At 54.7% G+C, this 15,467-nt stretch carries 12 protein-coding genes and 1 tRNA gene; 2 read left to right on the forward strand and 11 right to left on the reverse strand.

Features of this window, described 5'->3' with window-relative positions; all coding sequences use genetic code 11:
- Positions 1 to 15 precede the first annotated feature (15 nt).
- The 10 genes from plsX to U8T64_RS03945 form a co-directional block, all read right to left on the reverse strand.
- On the reverse strand, positions 16 to 1,008 hold the full coding sequence (gene plsX / locus U8T64_RS03900; protein WP_322181143.1) for a phosphate acyltransferase PlsX: 993 nt from the start codon (positions 1,006 to 1,008) through the stop codon (positions 16 to 18).
- A gap of 1 nt (position 1,009) precedes the next feature.
- A complete protein-coding gene (gene trmFO / locus U8T64_RS03905; RefSeq protein WP_322181145.1) occupies positions 1,010 to 2,323 on the reverse strand; it encodes a methylenetetrahydrofolate--tRNA-(uracil(54)-C(5))-methyltransferase (FADH(2)-oxidizing) TrmFO in 1,314 nt (437 codons plus the stop codon).
- 288 nt (positions 2,324 to 2,611) lie between these two features.
- Positions 2,612 to 4,699: a type I DNA topoisomerase gene (gene topA, locus U8T64_RS03910; protein ID WP_322181147.1), complete on the reverse strand. Its 2,088-nt coding sequence runs from the start codon at positions 4,697 to 4,699 to the stop codon at positions 2,612 to 2,614.
- A 195-nt stretch (positions 4,700 to 4,894) separates the two neighbouring features.
- On the reverse strand, positions 4,895 to 6,058 hold the full coding sequence (gene dprA / locus U8T64_RS03915) for a DNA-processing protein DprA (RefSeq protein ID WP_322181150.1): 1,164 nt from the start codon (positions 6,056 to 6,058) through the stop codon (positions 4,895 to 4,897).
- Entirely contained in the window at positions 6,051 to 6,884 is an 834-nt protein-coding gene (locus U8T64_RS03920; RefSeq protein WP_322181152.1) for a TrmH family RNA methyltransferase, read from the reverse strand. Before U8T64_RS03920 ends, dprA begins: the two co-directional genes overlap by 8 nt.
- A 131-nt stretch (positions 6,885 to 7,015) precedes the next feature.
- Entirely contained in the window at positions 7,016 to 7,369 is a 354-nt protein-coding gene (rplT, locus tag U8T64_RS03925; RefSeq protein ID WP_322181154.1) for a 50S ribosomal protein L20, read from the reverse strand.
- Positions 7,370 to 7,433: 64 nt separating this feature from the next.
- Positions 7,434 to 7,637 carry a 50S ribosomal protein L35 gene (rpmI, locus tag U8T64_RS03930; RefSeq protein ID WP_322181156.1) on the reverse strand — a complete coding sequence of 68 codons (204 nt, stop codon included), beginning with the start codon at positions 7,635 to 7,637 and terminating at the stop codon, positions 7,434 to 7,436.
- Positions 7,638 to 7,662: 25 nt separating this feature from the next.
- Positions 7,663 to 8,181 carry a translation initiation factor IF-3 gene (infC, locus tag U8T64_RS03935; protein WP_322182019.1) on the reverse strand — a complete coding sequence of 173 codons (519 nt, stop codon included), beginning with the start codon at positions 8,179 to 8,181 and terminating at the stop codon, positions 7,663 to 7,665.
- 853 nt (positions 8,182 to 9,034) lie between these two features.
- Positions 9,035 to 9,110, reverse strand: a tRNA-Gly gene (locus tag U8T64_RS03940).
- A 147-nt stretch (positions 9,111 to 9,257) separates the two neighbouring features.
- Positions 9,258 to 9,467 (reverse strand): cold-shock protein, encoded by a 210-nt coding sequence (locus tag U8T64_RS03945; RefSeq protein WP_322181159.1) that lies wholly within the window; start codon positions 9,465 to 9,467, stop codon positions 9,258 to 9,260.
- 571 nt (positions 9,468 to 10,038) lie between these two features.
- Between U8T64_RS03945 and U8T64_RS03950 the strand changes: the two genes are divergently transcribed.
- A complete protein-coding gene (locus U8T64_RS03950; RefSeq protein WP_322181161.1) occupies positions 10,039 to 10,977 on the forward strand; it encodes an AAA family ATPase in 939 nt (312 codons plus the stop codon).
- A gap of 4 nt (positions 10,978 to 10,981) precedes the next feature.
- Complete coding sequence (locus U8T64_RS03955) at positions 10,982 to 12,133, forward strand: DUF58 domain-containing protein (protein ID WP_322181163.1); 1,152 nt, start codon at positions 10,982 to 10,984, stop codon at positions 12,131 to 12,133.
- Positions 12,134 to 12,732: 599 nt separating this feature from the next.
- On the opposite strand, the gene U8T64_RS03960 is transcribed toward U8T64_RS03955, so the two are convergent.
- On the reverse strand, positions 12,733 to 15,432 hold the full coding sequence (locus U8T64_RS03960; RefSeq protein WP_322181165.1) for a transglutaminase-like domain-containing protein: 2,700 nt from the start codon (positions 15,430 to 15,432) through the stop codon (positions 12,733 to 12,735).
- Positions 15,433 to 15,467 lie beyond the last annotated feature (35 nt).

Below are 15,467 nucleotides of genomic sequence, written 5' to 3' on the forward strand. Positions count from 1 at the left end.
CCTTTCTCTTTCTTTTTATTTCAGCACACGCCCGATCTCCTCGGTAAAACCGGACTGGGTGTAGTCCCTGGTCAGGCGCAGAGCGTTTTTCACCGTGGCGGCCTTAGCGCTGCCGTGGATCTTAAACACCGGCTTTGCGGCGCCCATAATAGGCGCGCCGCCGTATTCGTTATAATCGATCTGCTTTTTCAGGGCCTTCATATCGCCGTATACCATGCCGGCGGCAAGCTTATTTTTCAGGCTTTTTTGAAACACACCCTTGACCAGCCCCATGACGGTCAGGGCCACGCCCTCGTACATTTTTAACAGCATATTGCCCGTAAAGCCGTCGGTGACCACCACATCGCAAGCGTCGTCCGGGATATCTCTGGGCTCTACATTGCCTACAAAATCGATCTCCCGGCAAGCGGAAAGCAACGCATACGCTTCCCGGCGAAGGTCGTCTCCCTTATGGGCCTCCTCGCCCACATTGGCAAGGCCTACCCGGGGCTTCTCCACCCCCATGACCTTTTTCATATATTCCGAACCCATCAGGCCGAATTGCAGCAGCATTTCCGGGCGGCAGTCCACATTGGCCCCGCCGTCGTTCAGCATGAAAAAGCCTGTCCGCTTGGGCAGGATCGGTGCAAAGCCCACACGCTTTACACCCCGAATGCGCTTGACAATGGTGGTGGCGCCCACCACCAGAGCACCGCTGTTCCCGGCGCTGGCGAAGGCGTCTCCCTTGCCCTCCGCCAGGGCACGCAGGCCCACCGCCATGGAGCTGTCCGTTTTTTCCCGGATCACGCTCATGGGGTCGTCCTCCATGGAAAGCACCCCGCCGCATTCCAGAATTTCCATGCGGGCAAGGCGTTCCGAAAGGCCCAGCTCCTTGGCGGCGGCTTCCAGCCTGGCCCGGTCTCCGGTCAGCAGCACCTCGATCCCCAGCTCTTCCATGGCCTGGGAACAGCCCAGCAGAATTTCCTCAGGGGCGTGATCGCCGCCGAAGGCGTCCACAATAATTTTCATGTCACTTCAGCTTCCTTTCCGCTACAGTACAGTCCAGCGCTTCCAAGGCTCTTTGAGACAAAGCGGCGTACCGTTCCCGCTTGTCCCGTATTTTTTCCGAAAGGGGCGGCAATACGCCGAAATTTGCCCCCATGGGTTGAAAATCTTTCCCGGCATACTCCGCGATATAGTGGCTCAAAGCGCCCATCATCGTGGTATCCGGCAGTATGAGAGGCGGTTCTCCCCGCAGCCTGCGCACCGCGTTTTTTCCGGCCAGGATCCCGGAGGCCGCGGATTCCATATAGCCCTCCACCCCGGTGATCTGCCCGGCAAAGAACAGATCGTTCCGCTTTCGGAAGGAAAAATCCGCGTCCAGCACCTGCGGGGAATTCAGGAAGGTGTTCCGGTGCATCACGCCATACCGCGCGAACTCGGCACGGCCAAGACCCGGTATCATGCCGAACACCCGCTTCTGCTCGCCGAATTTCAGGTTTGTCTGAAAGCCTACCAGGTTATACAGAGTATTTTCCCGATTTTCCGTGCGCAGCTGCAATACCGCCCAGGGGCGGTGACCGGTGCGGGGATCGATAAGGCCCACCGGCTTCATGGGGCCGAAGCGAATGGCGTCGTGTCCCCGGGAAGCCAGCACCTCGATAGGCATACAGCCCTCGTACACCTTGGGACTTGCCGCATCAAAGCTGTGCACCGGAGCGCGCTCTGCGGCTGTCAGCTCCTGTACAAAGTGATCGTATTCTTCCCGGTTCATAGGACAATTGATATAATCGCTGTCCCCCTTTTCATAACGGGAAGCAAAAAAGCATTTCTCCAGCTCCAGGCTTTCTTTTGTGACAATGGGAGCGGCGGCGTCGAAAAAGCTCAAGGCCCCGCCGCACAGCGCCTGTATTTTTTCCGAAAGGAGCTCGCTTGTCAAGGGGCCTGTAGCCACCACGGCCAGACCTCCTGGCAGCTCTGTGACCTCTTCCCGGCGGATCTCGATGAGCGGGTGATTTTCAATGGCCTCCGTGGCCAGCCGGGAAAACTCCTCCCGGTCCACCGCCAGCGCGCCTCCGGCGGGGACCTTCGCCTTCTCCGCACAGGTTGTCAGCAAAGAGCCCAGCCTGCGCATTTCTTCCTTCAAAAGCCCGGCCGCGCTGTCTATTCTGGCCGCCTTCAAGGAGTTGGAGCAGATCAGCTCCGCAAAGCTCTCGCTTTTGTGGGCGGGAGAAAATCTCAGAGGTTTCATCTCATACAATACCACTGGAACGCCCTGAGAGGCGATCTGCCAAGCCGCCTCACAGCCTGCCAGGCCCGCCCCGATAACAGTGATTTTCTCCATAGCCTTCACCCCCTGATTCGGTCATTTCGTGATTTGAAAGGAAAGAGGAGCGATAGTTTGCGGCAAGCCGCTGGTTTCTCTCCTGTCATTCTGAGCGAAGCGAAGAATCTCGTCCTTTGGCTTCTTCTTAGAAATTTAAGGGAGAGATTCTTCGCCGGGAAAGCGGAGTTTACTCCGCTTTTTGCTCAGTAATGACAAGAGGGGACTATCTGCAAAACTATCATTTACCACACTCTGCTCTTGCCCTTCATTCCTCATTGCTCATTCCTAATTGCTCATTGTACGCTTTCACTCTTCCTCCGCCCGTTTTCCGGGAAAGGTGCAGCCCTCTGTAACGCAGTACAACAGCTTATCCTTCCCCTTCTTTTGCAGCAGGGTTTTGCCGCACACGGGGCAGGTTTCCTTCGAGGGGGGATCCCAGGAGACGAAATCGCAGTTGGGATATTCACTGCAGCCATAGAACACCCGGCCACGCTTGGATTTTCTTTGAATGATCTTGCCGCCGCATTTCGGACATTTCGCGCCGGTATCGTTTATGATCTTCTTCACGTTCTTGCACTCCGGGTAGCCGGAGCAGGCCATGAACTTTCCGTAACGACCCACCTTGATGACCATGGGCTTACCGCATTTTTCGCAGACCTCATCGGTCTCGTCCTCTTTGAGATGGATCTTCACGCCGTCCATTTCTTTTTTTGCTTTCTGTACGCTTTTATCAAAGCCCTCATAGAAGCGGTGCAGGGTATCCACCCACTGGTCCTCACCCCGCTGCACGGCGTCCAGCTCGTCCTCTACCTTGGCGGTAAACTTCACGTTGACGATATCAGGGAACCGCTCCTTCATCAGCTTGGTGATCACCTCTCCAAGCTCCGTGGGCTTAAAGGCCTTGCCGTCCCGCACCACATATTCTCTGCCTGTGATGGTGGAAATGGTGGCCGCGTAAGTGGAAGGACGGCCAATGCCATTTTCCTCCAGGGTCTTGATCAGGGAAGCTTCCGTATACCGGGGCGGCGGCTGGGTAAAGTGCTGATTGCCCTTTAAGTCCTTCACCTTCAGCTTCATGCCTTCCTGCAGGGCGGGAAGATCCTTCCCCGCCTTCTCTTCCTCGTCCTTGCTTTCCTCATACAGGGCGGTAAAACCTTCAAAAGCCACATTGAAACCGGAGGCCTTAAAGAGATACCTTCCGGCGGTGATGGTGGCCTGGGTGGTATTCAGCACGCAGTTCGCCATTTGGCAGGCGATAAACCGCTCCCAGATCAGCTTATAGAGCTTATACTGATCCCCGGTCAGGGAATCCTTCACCTGATCCGGCGTAATGGCAATGGAAGCGGGACGAATGGCCTCGTGGCCGTCCTGTGCGTTCGCCCGGGATTTGAAATGCCGGGCCTTCGGGGGCAGATATTTCTCTCCCCAGCGGTCCCGGATATAGTCGGAGGCATCCTTGATGGCGTCCTCGGAAATACGGAGAGAGTCGGTTCTCATATAGGTGATAAGACCCATGGAGCCCTGGCCCTTCACTTCCACACCCTCATACAGCTCCTGGGCGGCCTTCATGGTGCGCCGGGCCTGGAAGCCCAGCTTACGGGAAGCCTCCTGCTGCAGGGTGGAGGTGATAAAGGGCGGGGCGGGAGAACGGTTCTTCTTGCCCTTCTTCACGGCTCCTACCAGAAATTCCGCCTGCTCCAGCTCGGAAAAGATCCTGTCTGCTTCCTCCTTGGAGGAAATTTTGATCTCTCCGGTTTCGTCTCCGTAAAACGCTGCGGCAAACATCGCCTTGGAGGGCGGCGCGGTCAGCTTGGCGTCAATGCTCCAGTATTCCTCCGGGACGAAGCTTTTGATCTCCTCTTCCCGATCCACCACCATGCGCACCGCCACAGACTGCACCCGCCCGGCGCTCAATCCCCGGCGAATGGTTTTCGCCAGGAAGGGGCTGAGGGTGTAGCCTACCAGCCGGTCCAGAATTCTTCTGGCCTGCTGGGCGTTTACCAGGTCCAGGTCGATGGCCCTGGGGTGCGCCATGCCCTCTTCCACACCGGTACGGGTGATCTCGTTAAAGGTCACTCTGTCCAGCGCATCCTCACTGAGGCCCAGAATATAGGCCAGGTGCCAGGAGATGGCTTCTCCCTCACGATCCGGGTCGGTGGCAAGCAGCACGCCCTCGGAATTGGCGGCGGCCTCCTTCAGCTCCTTTACCAGCTTTTCTTTTCCTTTGATAATGCTGTATTTGGGAGCAAAATTATCCTTTACGTCCACACTGAGCCGGGCCTTGGGCAGATCACGCACATGGCCCATGGAGGCGATGACCTCATAGCCGTTTCCCAAATATTTTTGAATGGTTTTCGCCTTGGAGGGCGACTCCACGATCACCAGTTTCGACATACCATATTCCTTCCTTTCTTTTCGAGCATAGCGGGAGCAGCCTTCTGTGCCGTGTGAAAAAGCCGCTCCCGTAAAATGAAACGCTATTATCTTATAATATTTCCCAAAAAATATAATTCTTTTAAGGAATATTTTCGAGGAAGCACTGAATAAATCCGGCAGGTGCGATCAATTTGGCGTTTCCTTAGGGAACTCTCAAATTCCCCGAAGATAGCGTTTCCCGGGCAGGGATTCCGCCAGCCCCTCCAGCTCCAGCTCTGTCAACAGCCCCAAGAGAGAGGAAGCGGGAAGTCCCGTTTTTGCTTCCAGAGCCGCGATATCCAACGGTTCCCTGCCCAATACCGCCAAAACCTGGCGGGCCTGGGGAGAAACCTGTGCGGCCGCGTCTGCTAAAGCGGGAACCGCCTCTCTTGTTTTCAGGGCGGGAACCACCAGATCTTCAAAAAGGTCATACACCTGGGGCTGCGGCTTTTCCGGAAGCACGCCGCCGTATTCCGCTAAAATATCCTCGCCGCAGACCACTGCGCGGGCTCCGTCCTCAATGAGCTCCCGGCTTCCGGCAAATTCCACCGTGCCCTCTGGACCGGGATAGACAAACAGATCCCGGTTTTGATCCAGCGCGTGAGTGGCGTAGATCATGGTGCCGCTTTTTCGGGCCGCCTGAATGAGCAGCGTGCCGCGGCTCAGCCCTGTGATCAATCGGTTTCTCGCCTGAAAGGTGCCGAATTCCGGGTGGCTGAGAGAAAAATATTCCGTGACCAGCGCCCCGCCGTGAGAGCAGATCATATTCCGCAGCTTGGCGTTTTCCGTAACATAGGTGCTGTCCAGGGAAACCGGCAGCACGCTGACCATACGGGAACCCGGAATGCCCAAAGCGCCGGTAAGCGCGGCGGCGTCCACGCCCTTCGCACCGCCGGACACCACACAGGCGCCGCCCGCCGCCAGCTGATACCCGAATTTTCTGGCAGCGTCAAGAGAACTCTGGGTCGCCTTTCTGGCCCCGGCAATGCCGATGGAGACCATGGAATCCACATCGGGCAGGCTTCCCTTTAGATACAGTACCGCAGGAGGATCAGAAATATTCCTCAGCAGCTCGGGATATTTCTCACACTCCGGCGTCAGCACCTGCCACCCCAGCCTTTCCGCGTACTCCAACCTGGCCTCCGCCTGGGAAATGCTGAAATCCCGCAAGGCGGCGGTTTCCCGGTCAGTCAGGTCCCGACGGCTGTTCCACAGCCGGGGTCCTCCCTGGCAGAATTCCCGCAGGCCGCCGGCATATTGTGCGGAAAGAAGCGTCGGCTTTCTGCTTCCGGGAGGAAAGGCCTGCTGGATCCAGATCCAGTAAGCGCGGTTATCCATAGGCTTCCCCCTCCCTTTCCACAGCTTCCCGCCGCATTTCCCATAGCAAGATCGTGGCCGCCGCAGAGGCGTTCAGTGATTCTGCCCGGCCTGTCATGGGAATTGTAACGCTGTCGTGACACAGGGCGATGGTCTCAGCCGTCAAACCGTTTCCCTCATTGCCGATCACCACAGCGTGCTGTCCGCCATGGAAATCGATCTCCGTTACCTGCCGGGCGGAAGCGTCCGGCACAGCGGCGTGAAGAGTAAAGCCCTGCTCTTTTATAAGTTTACATAATTTCCCAGAGTCTCTTTCCGCTCGCAGCTTCATCCGAAACACCGCGCCCATGGAGGAGCGCAGCACCTTGGGCGACAGCGGGTCGCAGCATTCACCCAGCAGAACAGCCTGTCCGACTCCCAGCGCCTCCGCTGTGCGGAACACTGTGCCCAGGTTTCCGGGATCCTGCAAATTTTCCAGAACCAGCAGCGGGGCCTGCTCCGGCTTCCAAGCTGTTTCCGGCAAAAGCCCCTTGGGCCAGCCGCAGACACAGAAGACGCCCTGCGAAGCCTTCGTAGAGGAAAGCAGCTGAGCCACATGCTCTTCCACAAGGTAAGCCTCCCGGCAGGCGGAGAGGACAAGGCGCAGATAGTCACCGTATTTCTCCCTGGCCTGTTCTGTGACAAAGCAGAGCTCTACCGGCAGTCCGGAAAGCGCCGCGTCCTGGCACAGCCGTGCCCCCTCGCAGAGAAACTGCCGCTTTTCCCATCGCTTTTCCCCGCTGCGGGCCAGCGCGGCAGCCTGACGAACCGTTTGATTTTGTCTGCTGGTGATGGTACCAAATTCCATTCTGCTGCCCTCCTTTCCGGAAGATTTCCAAGCGAAATTTTTACAGCCGGACCCCAGAACCCTTCCCTGCCTGACTGCGGATAGAAAAACGGAAACGCCCAAGGCGGGTGCCTCAGGCGCGGATTTCTTCCTTACAGAGCAGCCTTTGCCTTTTCCACCAAAGCGGTAAAAGCGGAAGGATCGGCAATGGCGATCTCGGACAACATCTTTCTGTTCAAGGTAACGCCGGCCTTCTTCAAGCCATTCATAAAGGTAGAATAATTGATATCGTTCATATGGCAGGCCGCAGAAATTCTGGTGATCCACAGGCGGCGGAAATCCCGCTTGCGCTGCTTACGTCCAATATAGGCGTAATTGCCGGATTTCATCACGGCCTGTTTCGCCATTTTAAAATGGCGGCTCTTGGAGCCCCAGTAGCCCTTGGCGAGCTTTAGTACCTTTTTCCTTCTTTTGCGCGTCATCATTGCGCCCTTTACTCTAGCCATATCTCTTCAATCCTTTCTTGTTATCCAAAAATAGAAGCTTTTGAAAACGTCCCAGCGCCTTTTCTTATTTATAGGGCAGCATTCTCTTGACGGCGGCGGTATTAGTCTTATCTGTCACCACTGTGCCGCGGGCATGACGCTTGGTTTTCGGGGTCTTGCCGTGGCCGTTCAGCAGATGGCTGGTAAAGGCGTGTCCACGGATCACCTTTCCGTTCTTGGATAATTTGAAGCGCTTCTTGGCGCCGCTGTGTGTTTTGAGCTTCGGCATTTTGCAGTCCTCCTTAAATTTTGCATTACTTGACGGGCTTGGGCGCAAGGAACATCAGCATGGAACGGCCCTCCAGCTTAGGGGCCTTTTCCACATTGGCGACCTCGCTCATAGCATCGGCAAACCGGCGCATGATCTCCTGCCCCAGCTCGGGGTGGCCCATTTCCCTTCCGCGGAAACGGATGGAAGCCTTCACTTTATTCCCTTCGGCAATAAAGCGGGTGGCATGGTTTTTCTTCGTCTCAAAATCGTGGGTATCGATATTGAGAGAAAGCCGGACTTCCTTGATCTCAACGACCCGCTGGTTCTTTCGCTGCTCCTTCTCCCGCTTCGACTGCTCGAAACGGAACTTGCCGTAATCGATGATCTTACACACCGGGGGCTTCGCCTGGGGCGCGATCTTCACCAGGTCAAGATTCCGCTGCTCCGCCAGCTCCAACGCCTGCTTCAGGGGCATAATACCCAGCTGAGAGCCGTCAGAATCCACCACACGGAGCTCCTTGTCACGAATCTGTTCGTTGATTTGCAGCTCTTTGTTGCTAATCGGTAAGCACCTCCATCAAGATTTCCTCAAAACTGATTTTCAAAGCGCACCCGCAAAAACCGCAAAAAAGCGGGCAGATGCTTCTGCCCGCGATCAATTCGCACTAACACGACTACACTTTCCGTTTTCAAAAGCCAAAGCTCCAAAAACAGAAAAATGCCTGTCGCCTGCTGCGCTATTGACCTGTGACGGACAGAAACCGCACGGGTGAGAAGCAAATTTCCGGCATATTCCGAACTAAGAAACAGCCGATTTTCACTTCCGCTTTGTTTTACCGAAAAAGAGTATACAACGCCTTCCAGAGAATGTCAAGGCTTTTTTGCGGATTTGCCAGTGATTGGAGGTGTTAAAAAGGGGAATGTTTTATGTTTTAGATGTTGAACGGTGGTGCAATAATGAGCAATGAGGAATGAGCAATTAGCAATGAAGGACAAGAACGGTAAATTATAGTTTAGCACACAGTTCCCTCCTGTCATTCTGAGGAACGAAGTGACGAAGAATCTCGACCTTAAAGCTCTTAAAAAGACCCAAAGGACGAGATTCTTCACTTCGTTCAGAATGACAGGAAGGAGGTGAGTGGATAACCGCTAAATTCCAATTTAGCGGACTAAGCCCTTGACCTTTAAGACTAAGCCCCTGACCTTTAAATTGCCAATTTCTCATTCCTAATTGCTCCTCCCAAAACAAAAAGCCGAGCTTTTGCTCGGCTTTTTGTTTTGGAGCGGACGAGCGAGGCAGAAAGTCCGGCACGCCGGACTTTCTTGAAATTCCTTCGGAATTTCTCCTAACAAAATACGAGTTCGAGCCTGTCGTCCTAAAAGAAAAAGCCGAGCTTTCACTCGGCTTTTTCTTTTGGAGCGGACGACGAGGCTCGAACTCGCTACCTCCACCTTGGCAAGGTGGCGCTCTACCAGATGAGCTACGTCCGCAAATCGGAACGTTATTTATTATAGCGAAAGTTTCCCCGGTTGTCAACTATATTTTTTTACTTTTTCATTTTTTGGAAGAAAAGGCACAAAAAAGCCGGGCCTTCCCGAAAAAGGAAGGCCCGGCTGAATGGTCCAAAATGCTGAAAATCAGATCTTCTGGACGTTCACAGCCCGCAGCTTTTCGCTGTTCTTGGGATCGGGCTCGGTCTCAAAAGTGACCTTCTGGCCCTCTTCCAGAGTCTTGAAGCCTTCGCACTGGATCGCGGAGAAATGTACAAAAACATCCTCGCCGCCTTCATCGTTAGAGATGAAGCCATAGCCCTTTTCTGCGTTGAACCATTTGACTGTACCGTTCATGTTCGGCACCTCCATAAAAAATTGTATCCGGCATAGCTGCGCCGTGCCACTGGGAGGTAGCCCTCCCTGCGCTCCGAGCCCACCGGGAAATCCCGGTTAAAAAAAGCTCACAGCTTGTGTAAATCATCAGACGTTCAATGACTTACAAAAACTGTGAGTTCATCTTCGTGCTATCAGAATACGCGTTTATTATAATACGTTCTTTGAGAGTTGTCAACAACTTTTCTAAAAATTTCTTTTCGGAAAATTCTGGAAGCGGGTTTTAGCGCTTTTCTCATTAGGGGGTGTGAAATTTACAGTCAAGTCTGGTCTTTTCTCCAAAATTATGCTAAAATAGGGGTTGTTTAAAAATAGAGAAAATACCGGATTTTTGTACAAGGCGACACGGTTTCAAGGCGGAGACCCGCAAGATTTCCGACGCAGAAATCCGTCCGCATTGTGCAAAAAGACGGCGTTTACGATTTTTTAAACAACCCCTATCAGCAATGAAAATCGCTATAGGCAACGCCGCGTAAAGATCATGCGGCATCGCTTGCGCTCTCTATAAATATTCGAATGAGGTGATCTCTTTATGATACAGCCCCAGGCACTGCGTGTGATCAATGAGGTACGCAAGGTTATTCTCGGCAAGGATACGGTGATCTGCAAGGCGCTGATGGCCATTCTGGCACAGGGACACATTCTTTTAGAAGACAACCCCGGCATGGGAAAAACCACGCTGGCTCTGGCCTTCTCCAGAGCAATGGGCTTGGAATACAACCGGCTTCAGTTCACCCCGGAAATCACACCGGCGGACGTGGTGGGCTTTTCCATTTACAACCAGACAAAGGGAGATTTTGAATACCGCCCCGGCGCGGCTTTCTGCAATCTGTTTCTGGCGGACGAGATCAACCGTACCAGCGCCAAGACCCAAAGCGCCCTGCTGGAGCTGATGGAGGAACGGCAGGTCACGGTAGACGGCGTGAGCCGCAAGCTGCCCCAGCCCTATATTGTGATCGCCACCCAAAACCCCATAGGCTCCGCGGGCACCCAAATGCTGCCGGAATCTCAGCTGGACCGTTTTATGATGCGGCTTTCCATCGGCTACCCGGAGCCGGAGCAGGAGATCAAAATCTTAAAGCAGACAGAGGGAGATCGCCCGGTGGATCTCGTGCACCCTGTGATCAGCGGGAATGAGCTTTTGGAAATGCAGGAGCAGGCGGCGGCCGTTCATGTGTCGGACGAGCTGTATCAATATGTGGTGCGGCTTTGCGCCGCCACTCGGGAGCTTTCTACCCTTCGGATCGGAGCCAGCCCCAGAGCAGGCGCCGCACTGATTCGGGCAGGCAGGGCCTCCGCCTGGATGTCCGGCAGGGATTACCTGATCCCCAACGATATCCATCTGCTGTTTTTAAGCGTTTTGGAGCACCGCATGCTTCTTTCTCCCCAGGCGGGGATAAACGGCCTGACTGCCCGCTCCGTTCTCTCGGAGGTCTTGAAATTCACGCCCTCCCCCAAGCTGGTGAAATAACGCTATGCTGAAAAACAGAATTTCTTATTTGCTGATCCTCCTGGGCGTGTTCCTGTTTTTTGTCTGCTATAACGGCTACATTTCCTACTATGTGCTGCTGGTGGCGCTGGCGCTTCCCCTTCTCTCCCTTTTGCTTTCCCTGCCCGGCATTCTCGGGATCCGGCTGGAATTCCAGGCGGAAGAGCTTTCCGCCCAAAAGGGGCAAAGCGTCCCTCTGCGGCTCACCATTTCCAACGCCCTCCCCTTTGTCAGCGGACGGGCCAGGGTGACTCTGCGCACGCAAAACATTCTGACCGGGGAAATCCAGGAAGAGCATTTCGGCTTTACCGCCAGCCAAAGCCCGCTTACCATTGTTCACCAGCTCACTTCCCCCCTTTGCGGACAGGTAGTCTGCCAGCTTCGCCGGGGCCGGGTGTGTGATTATATGGGGATTTTCGCCTTTCCCATGCGCCTTTCCCGCTGCCCGCGGCAAACAGTGGTTTTTTACCCCACGGTGCATTCTCCCCTCCTATCTCTCAATCAGGTTCCGCAGCCGAACAGCGAAAGCGACGCCTATTCCCAGACAAAGCCGGGGGACGATCCCTCAGAGCTTTTTGGGCTTCGAAACTACCGGGAAGGGGACAAGCTTTCCAGAGTCCATTGGAAACTCTCTCAAAAAACGGGCGGGCTTCTGATAAAGGAATTCGGATATCCCATTGCCGAGCACCTTCTTTTCCTGTTAGAGCCCGGTTCCGGACAGGAGGCCGATCTTTTACTGGACGCCTTTGCCACTCTTTCCCATTTTCTATCTCAGCAGGAGGCGCCCCACCGCGCCGCTCTTCGAGGTGGAGACGGCTTTTCGATGAAAGAGATCACCGACGAGGAGTCCCGCCGCCCCGTCCTGAATGCTCTGCTTTCCCTGGGGAAAACAGATACACTTCAGCCGGTCTCTTCCCAAAAGTTGTTTTCCGGCGTTTCCCATATTGTATACCTGTGCCATACGCCTGAGGAAGGAACGGTCAGAAGCGTTCTGCAGCAGGCTCCTTTTGCCCGATTCAGCATTCTGACAACTGCTTCCGATCCCTCCGCCATAAACGCCGACCTGCCCGGCGGAACCGAGCTAATCTCCCTGCGGCCCGGACAGATCACAGAAACACTGAACGGATTCCAGCTGTGAGAAGCTTAGATCCCGGATGCTGGAGAGTGGAAGGGCCGTATACTAATTGAGCAATGAGCAATTATTTAAGGATCAAGGGCATAGCTTCGGTAAATTGGAATTTGGCGGCGAACCGCTTACTTTCTATTCTGTCATTCTGAACGAAGTGAAGAATCTCGTCCTTTGTCCTTTTGCTCTGGAATTAAGGTCGAGATTCTTCGTCAAGAAAGCTATAGCTTTCTGCGTTCCTCAGAATGACAAAAGAGAGGACTTGCCCTTCTCTAACGACTAACAGCTGACAGCTACCAACTAGTTCGCTAAACTATAATTTGCCATTTATCCGTTTATTTCCTACCTGTCATTACTGAACAAAAAGCAAGGAGAACCTTGCTTTCTCGGTGAAGGATCTTGCCCTTTGCTTTTTACCCAGAGGCTTAAGGGCGAGATTCTTCACCTACGGCTCAGAATGACAAAAGGGAACTGAATAAAGGATCTCGTTCTTTGTCCATTTACTTTAGGAAATTAAGAGAAAGCTCCTCCAGGCAAGCCAGACGTACTTGGCTTTTGGTTCAATCGTGACAACGGAGGAGACCTTGTTCTTATGGTACAACCACTATGATTCAGAACAGCGCCAGCAGATATTTGCACCGCAGGCGCTCCCATTTGGGAAGATCCGCCGCAAGCTTCTTTTCCAGAAGCTCGGCCTGATCGGTGAGCTGAGAAAGCTCCTGGCGGGTGAGGGTGTGATCGCTGAACCGGGCCTTCAGCGCAAGCTGGGTCAGTTCCTCCGGGGGATCGATGCCATCGCCGGGAAGGGCAGTGTTTGCCCGATACAGCCGCAGGAGATGGGCGTAAACGCAAAGAGCCGCTTTGTTGCGGTTCCTCTGGCGGAATTGCTTTTTCCTTTGAAACAGGCGGAATAGCCGAAATACCCAGAGAAGCAGGAAGGGAAGAGCCAGGCAGAAGGCGATGAAAAGCAGCCCCCAAAGGGTCAGACGGCCTGAAGAAGCCAGGGCAATGCCCGGTGAAGAGGAAGCATTTGGCCCGGTGGAGGAAGCAGTTTCTTCCTGAGATCCTGCGGGAGTGGGAGAAGCGGAAGGTGCCGGGGAAGGGGACATTTCCGGAATGGCGCTGGACTCCGGCTGAGAAGAAACAGCGGAGGAAAGAGTTCCGTCCGGAGTGGGAGAGGGAGAAATCATTTCATCTTCTCCGGGCCCAATAGCGTTAGCATATGCAGCGGGAACCATGGGCCCCGGAGGCGTCATCTCTACCGGCAGCCAGCCCATATCGCCCCAGTATACCTCCACCCAGGCGTGGGCATTATAATCCGGTACGTTGACCCAGCGGCCATCTGTGCCGGAGGGCACACAGTAGCCTTCGGCGTAACGCGCCGGGATTCCAGCCGTGCGCAGCAACACCACAGCCGCGGTGGCAAAATGCACGCAATAGCCGCTGTGACTTTCAGTGAGAAAATATTCCACAAAATCCTGTCCCTGGGGCAGGGCAGGCGGGGTGAGGGTATAGGTGCACCGCTCCGCCAGAAGGGCCTGAAGCCGCTGGATATAGGCTTGGCGGCCAATTGCGTTGAGGGAGGGAAGCCGATTTTCCGTGAGAAACGCCTCGGCAAATTCCCGTGCGCTGTCGGGAAGCCGGGTGTAAGTTTGATATACAAATTCTGTGTAGCTTTCCAAGGGCTCCACCAGCTCTGCGCCGGTAAAAGGAGGATTGGAATTTATCAAAGGGCTTAAAGCTGAGCCGGAATATGTTTCCAAAAGCCTCTTCGCCCATTCCGGCGCTTTCCACCGATCCCAGTTCGGGTAGGGAAGTCCGCTGCGATTTTTCTCTTCAAAATCCTCAGCCAAAGCGGCTTGCAGCTCTGAAGCGCGTTCTTCGTCCAACAGCCGGTTTGTGGCTGTGCTGAAATTTTGCGTAAATCGCTCTGCGTACCCTGCCGCGTATTTCCAGCTGGGAAGCGCCACAGCGGAAAAGCGGTGTTCTTTTACGCCCCCTAGAATATGGGAGGACTGCAAAAATCCATCGTCCTGATACTTGGTGTCCTTCGGCGGGCCGTCCGGAGCGTACAGGCCATAGGGCGCGTAAACGGCCTGTGTGTTTCCCTCCAGCTTGCGAACAGAAAGCAGATAGGAAAAACGGGGGTCGCTTTCCATGGGCATGGCAAGCAGAAGGGAGGACGACAGCGTTTGGGCCGGCTGCGCTTCCCAGATCTCATTGACCAGCTCCGTGTCCTCCCGGGAAAGATGCTCCCAACTTGTGCCTGTGTATACGCTGCCCACAAAGCTTTTCAGGTAATCCTTCTGCCCAGTGGGAGAGGACAGGGAAATCTCTGCCTTCGACGCGCCGTTTTGCCATTCGTATTGAACCTGCAAAGCGGTTTTTCCGGTATAGCGTCTGCTGCCAAGGGCGGAAAAGTCTACCCGGTCGGTGTTTTGCGTACCGCTGTGGAAAGAGGAGGAGATTCCCAGGCTTTCTGTCAGTCCGGAGCGGAGATCGGTGATAAACTGCGGGCGGCTGTAGGTTTCCGGTGGGAAGAGGCGATAGAGAACAATCAAGCAGAGCGCCAGCACAGGCAGCAGTGCCAAAGAAGCGGGGCGAAAAAACATATCCCCCGAGGAATGAAAGGAATCTCCCGTTTCTATCAGTTGACGGCGCTGCCGCATAGAGGGGGCTGCCAGCAGCAGGAACGCCCAGAACACCAGCAGCAAACCGAAGGCCCACTCCTCCGGCACAATGGAAAAGGAAAGGGGAAGCAGCAGAAAAAGACCGGTCAGGCAGAAGGCACCCAAGACGCTTTTGTGCCGAACAAGCAGCCAGGAAAGAAGCCAGAGGAAAAGAAAGGAAAGAAAAACGGCGAAGGTATTGCGGCTTGCCAGCTGTCCTAAAGAGGTAGAAGGAACCGTGGAAAGAGTGGGGAGAGGCGGCTCCAGCCGAAGCTTCAGGGAATAGGCCTCCGATACGGCGTTGACAGTCAGGCGAAAGCCCTGGGCGGCTTCCTCGAAATTCCGCCACAGGGCAAAGCCGCCCAGCCCGGCCGTGATAAGAGGAAACACCCACCTGTGGCGTTCCATCAGAAACTGCGCGCCGCACAGCAGGCCAAAGCTAACGGCGGCAAACACCAGCGGCGGCCAGTCCAGCTGGATCTGAAAGGCCGTATAAAAGCACCCAAAGGCACTGAGCCATGCCACGAACAGCAGCACCGCATAAAAAAAGAAAGAGGAAAGAAACGTGGGCTTGGGCAGCAAAATGCCCGGCCGGTTCAAAAAAGCCGTGCCGTTTTTCTCAGCCTGTTCGCCGCGGCGCATGAAGATCCCCCCCTTTGTAGTTGTTAGTTGTTAGT

The organism is Neglectibacter caecimuris, assembly GCF_034335015.1.
GTDB classification, from domain to species: domain Bacteria; phylum Bacillota; class Clostridia; order Oscillospirales; family Acutalibacteraceae; genus Acutalibacter; species Acutalibacter caecimuris_A.

Coding starts and splice junctions, on each gene's coding strand:
- plsX (WP_322181143.1), bottom strand. CDS start 1,008: ATGAAAATTATTGTGGACGCCTTCGGCGGCGATCACGCCCCTGAGGAA.
- trmFO (WP_322181145.1), bottom strand. CDS start 2,323: ATGGAGAAAATCACTGTTATCGGGGCGGGCCTGGCAGGCTGTGAGGCG.
- topA (WP_322181147.1), bottom strand. CDS start 4,699: ATGTCGAAACTGGTGATCGTGGAGTCGCCCTCCAAGGCGAAAACCATT.
- dprA (WP_322181150.1), bottom strand. CDS start 6,058: ATGGATAACCGCGCTTACTGGATCTGGATCCAGCAGGCCTTTCCTCCC.
- U8T64_RS03920 (WP_322181152.1), bottom strand. CDS start 6,884: ATGGAATTTGGTACCATCACCAGCAGACAAAATCAAACGGTTCGTCAG.
- rplT (WP_322181154.1), bottom strand. CDS start 7,369: ATGGCTAGAGTAAAGGGCGCAATGATGACGCGCAAAAGAAGGAAAAAG.
- rpmI (WP_322181156.1), bottom strand. CDS start 7,637: ATGCCGAAGCTCAAAACACACAGCGGCGCCAAGAAGCGCTTCAAATTA.
- U8T64_RS03945 (WP_322181159.1), bottom strand. CDS start 9,467: ATGAACGGTACAGTCAAATGGTTCAACGCAGAAAAGGGCTATGGCTTC.
- U8T64_RS03950 (WP_322181161.1), top strand. CDS start 10,039: ATGATACAGCCCCAGGCACTGCGTGTGATCAATGAGGTACGCAAGGTT.
- U8T64_RS03955 (WP_322181163.1), top strand. CDS start 10,982: ATGCTGAAAAACAGAATTTCTTATTTGCTGATCCTCCTGGGCGTGTTC.
- U8T64_RS03960 (WP_322181165.1), bottom strand. CDS start 15,432: ATGCGCCGCGGCGAACAGGCTGAGAAAAACGGCACGGCTTTTTTGAAC.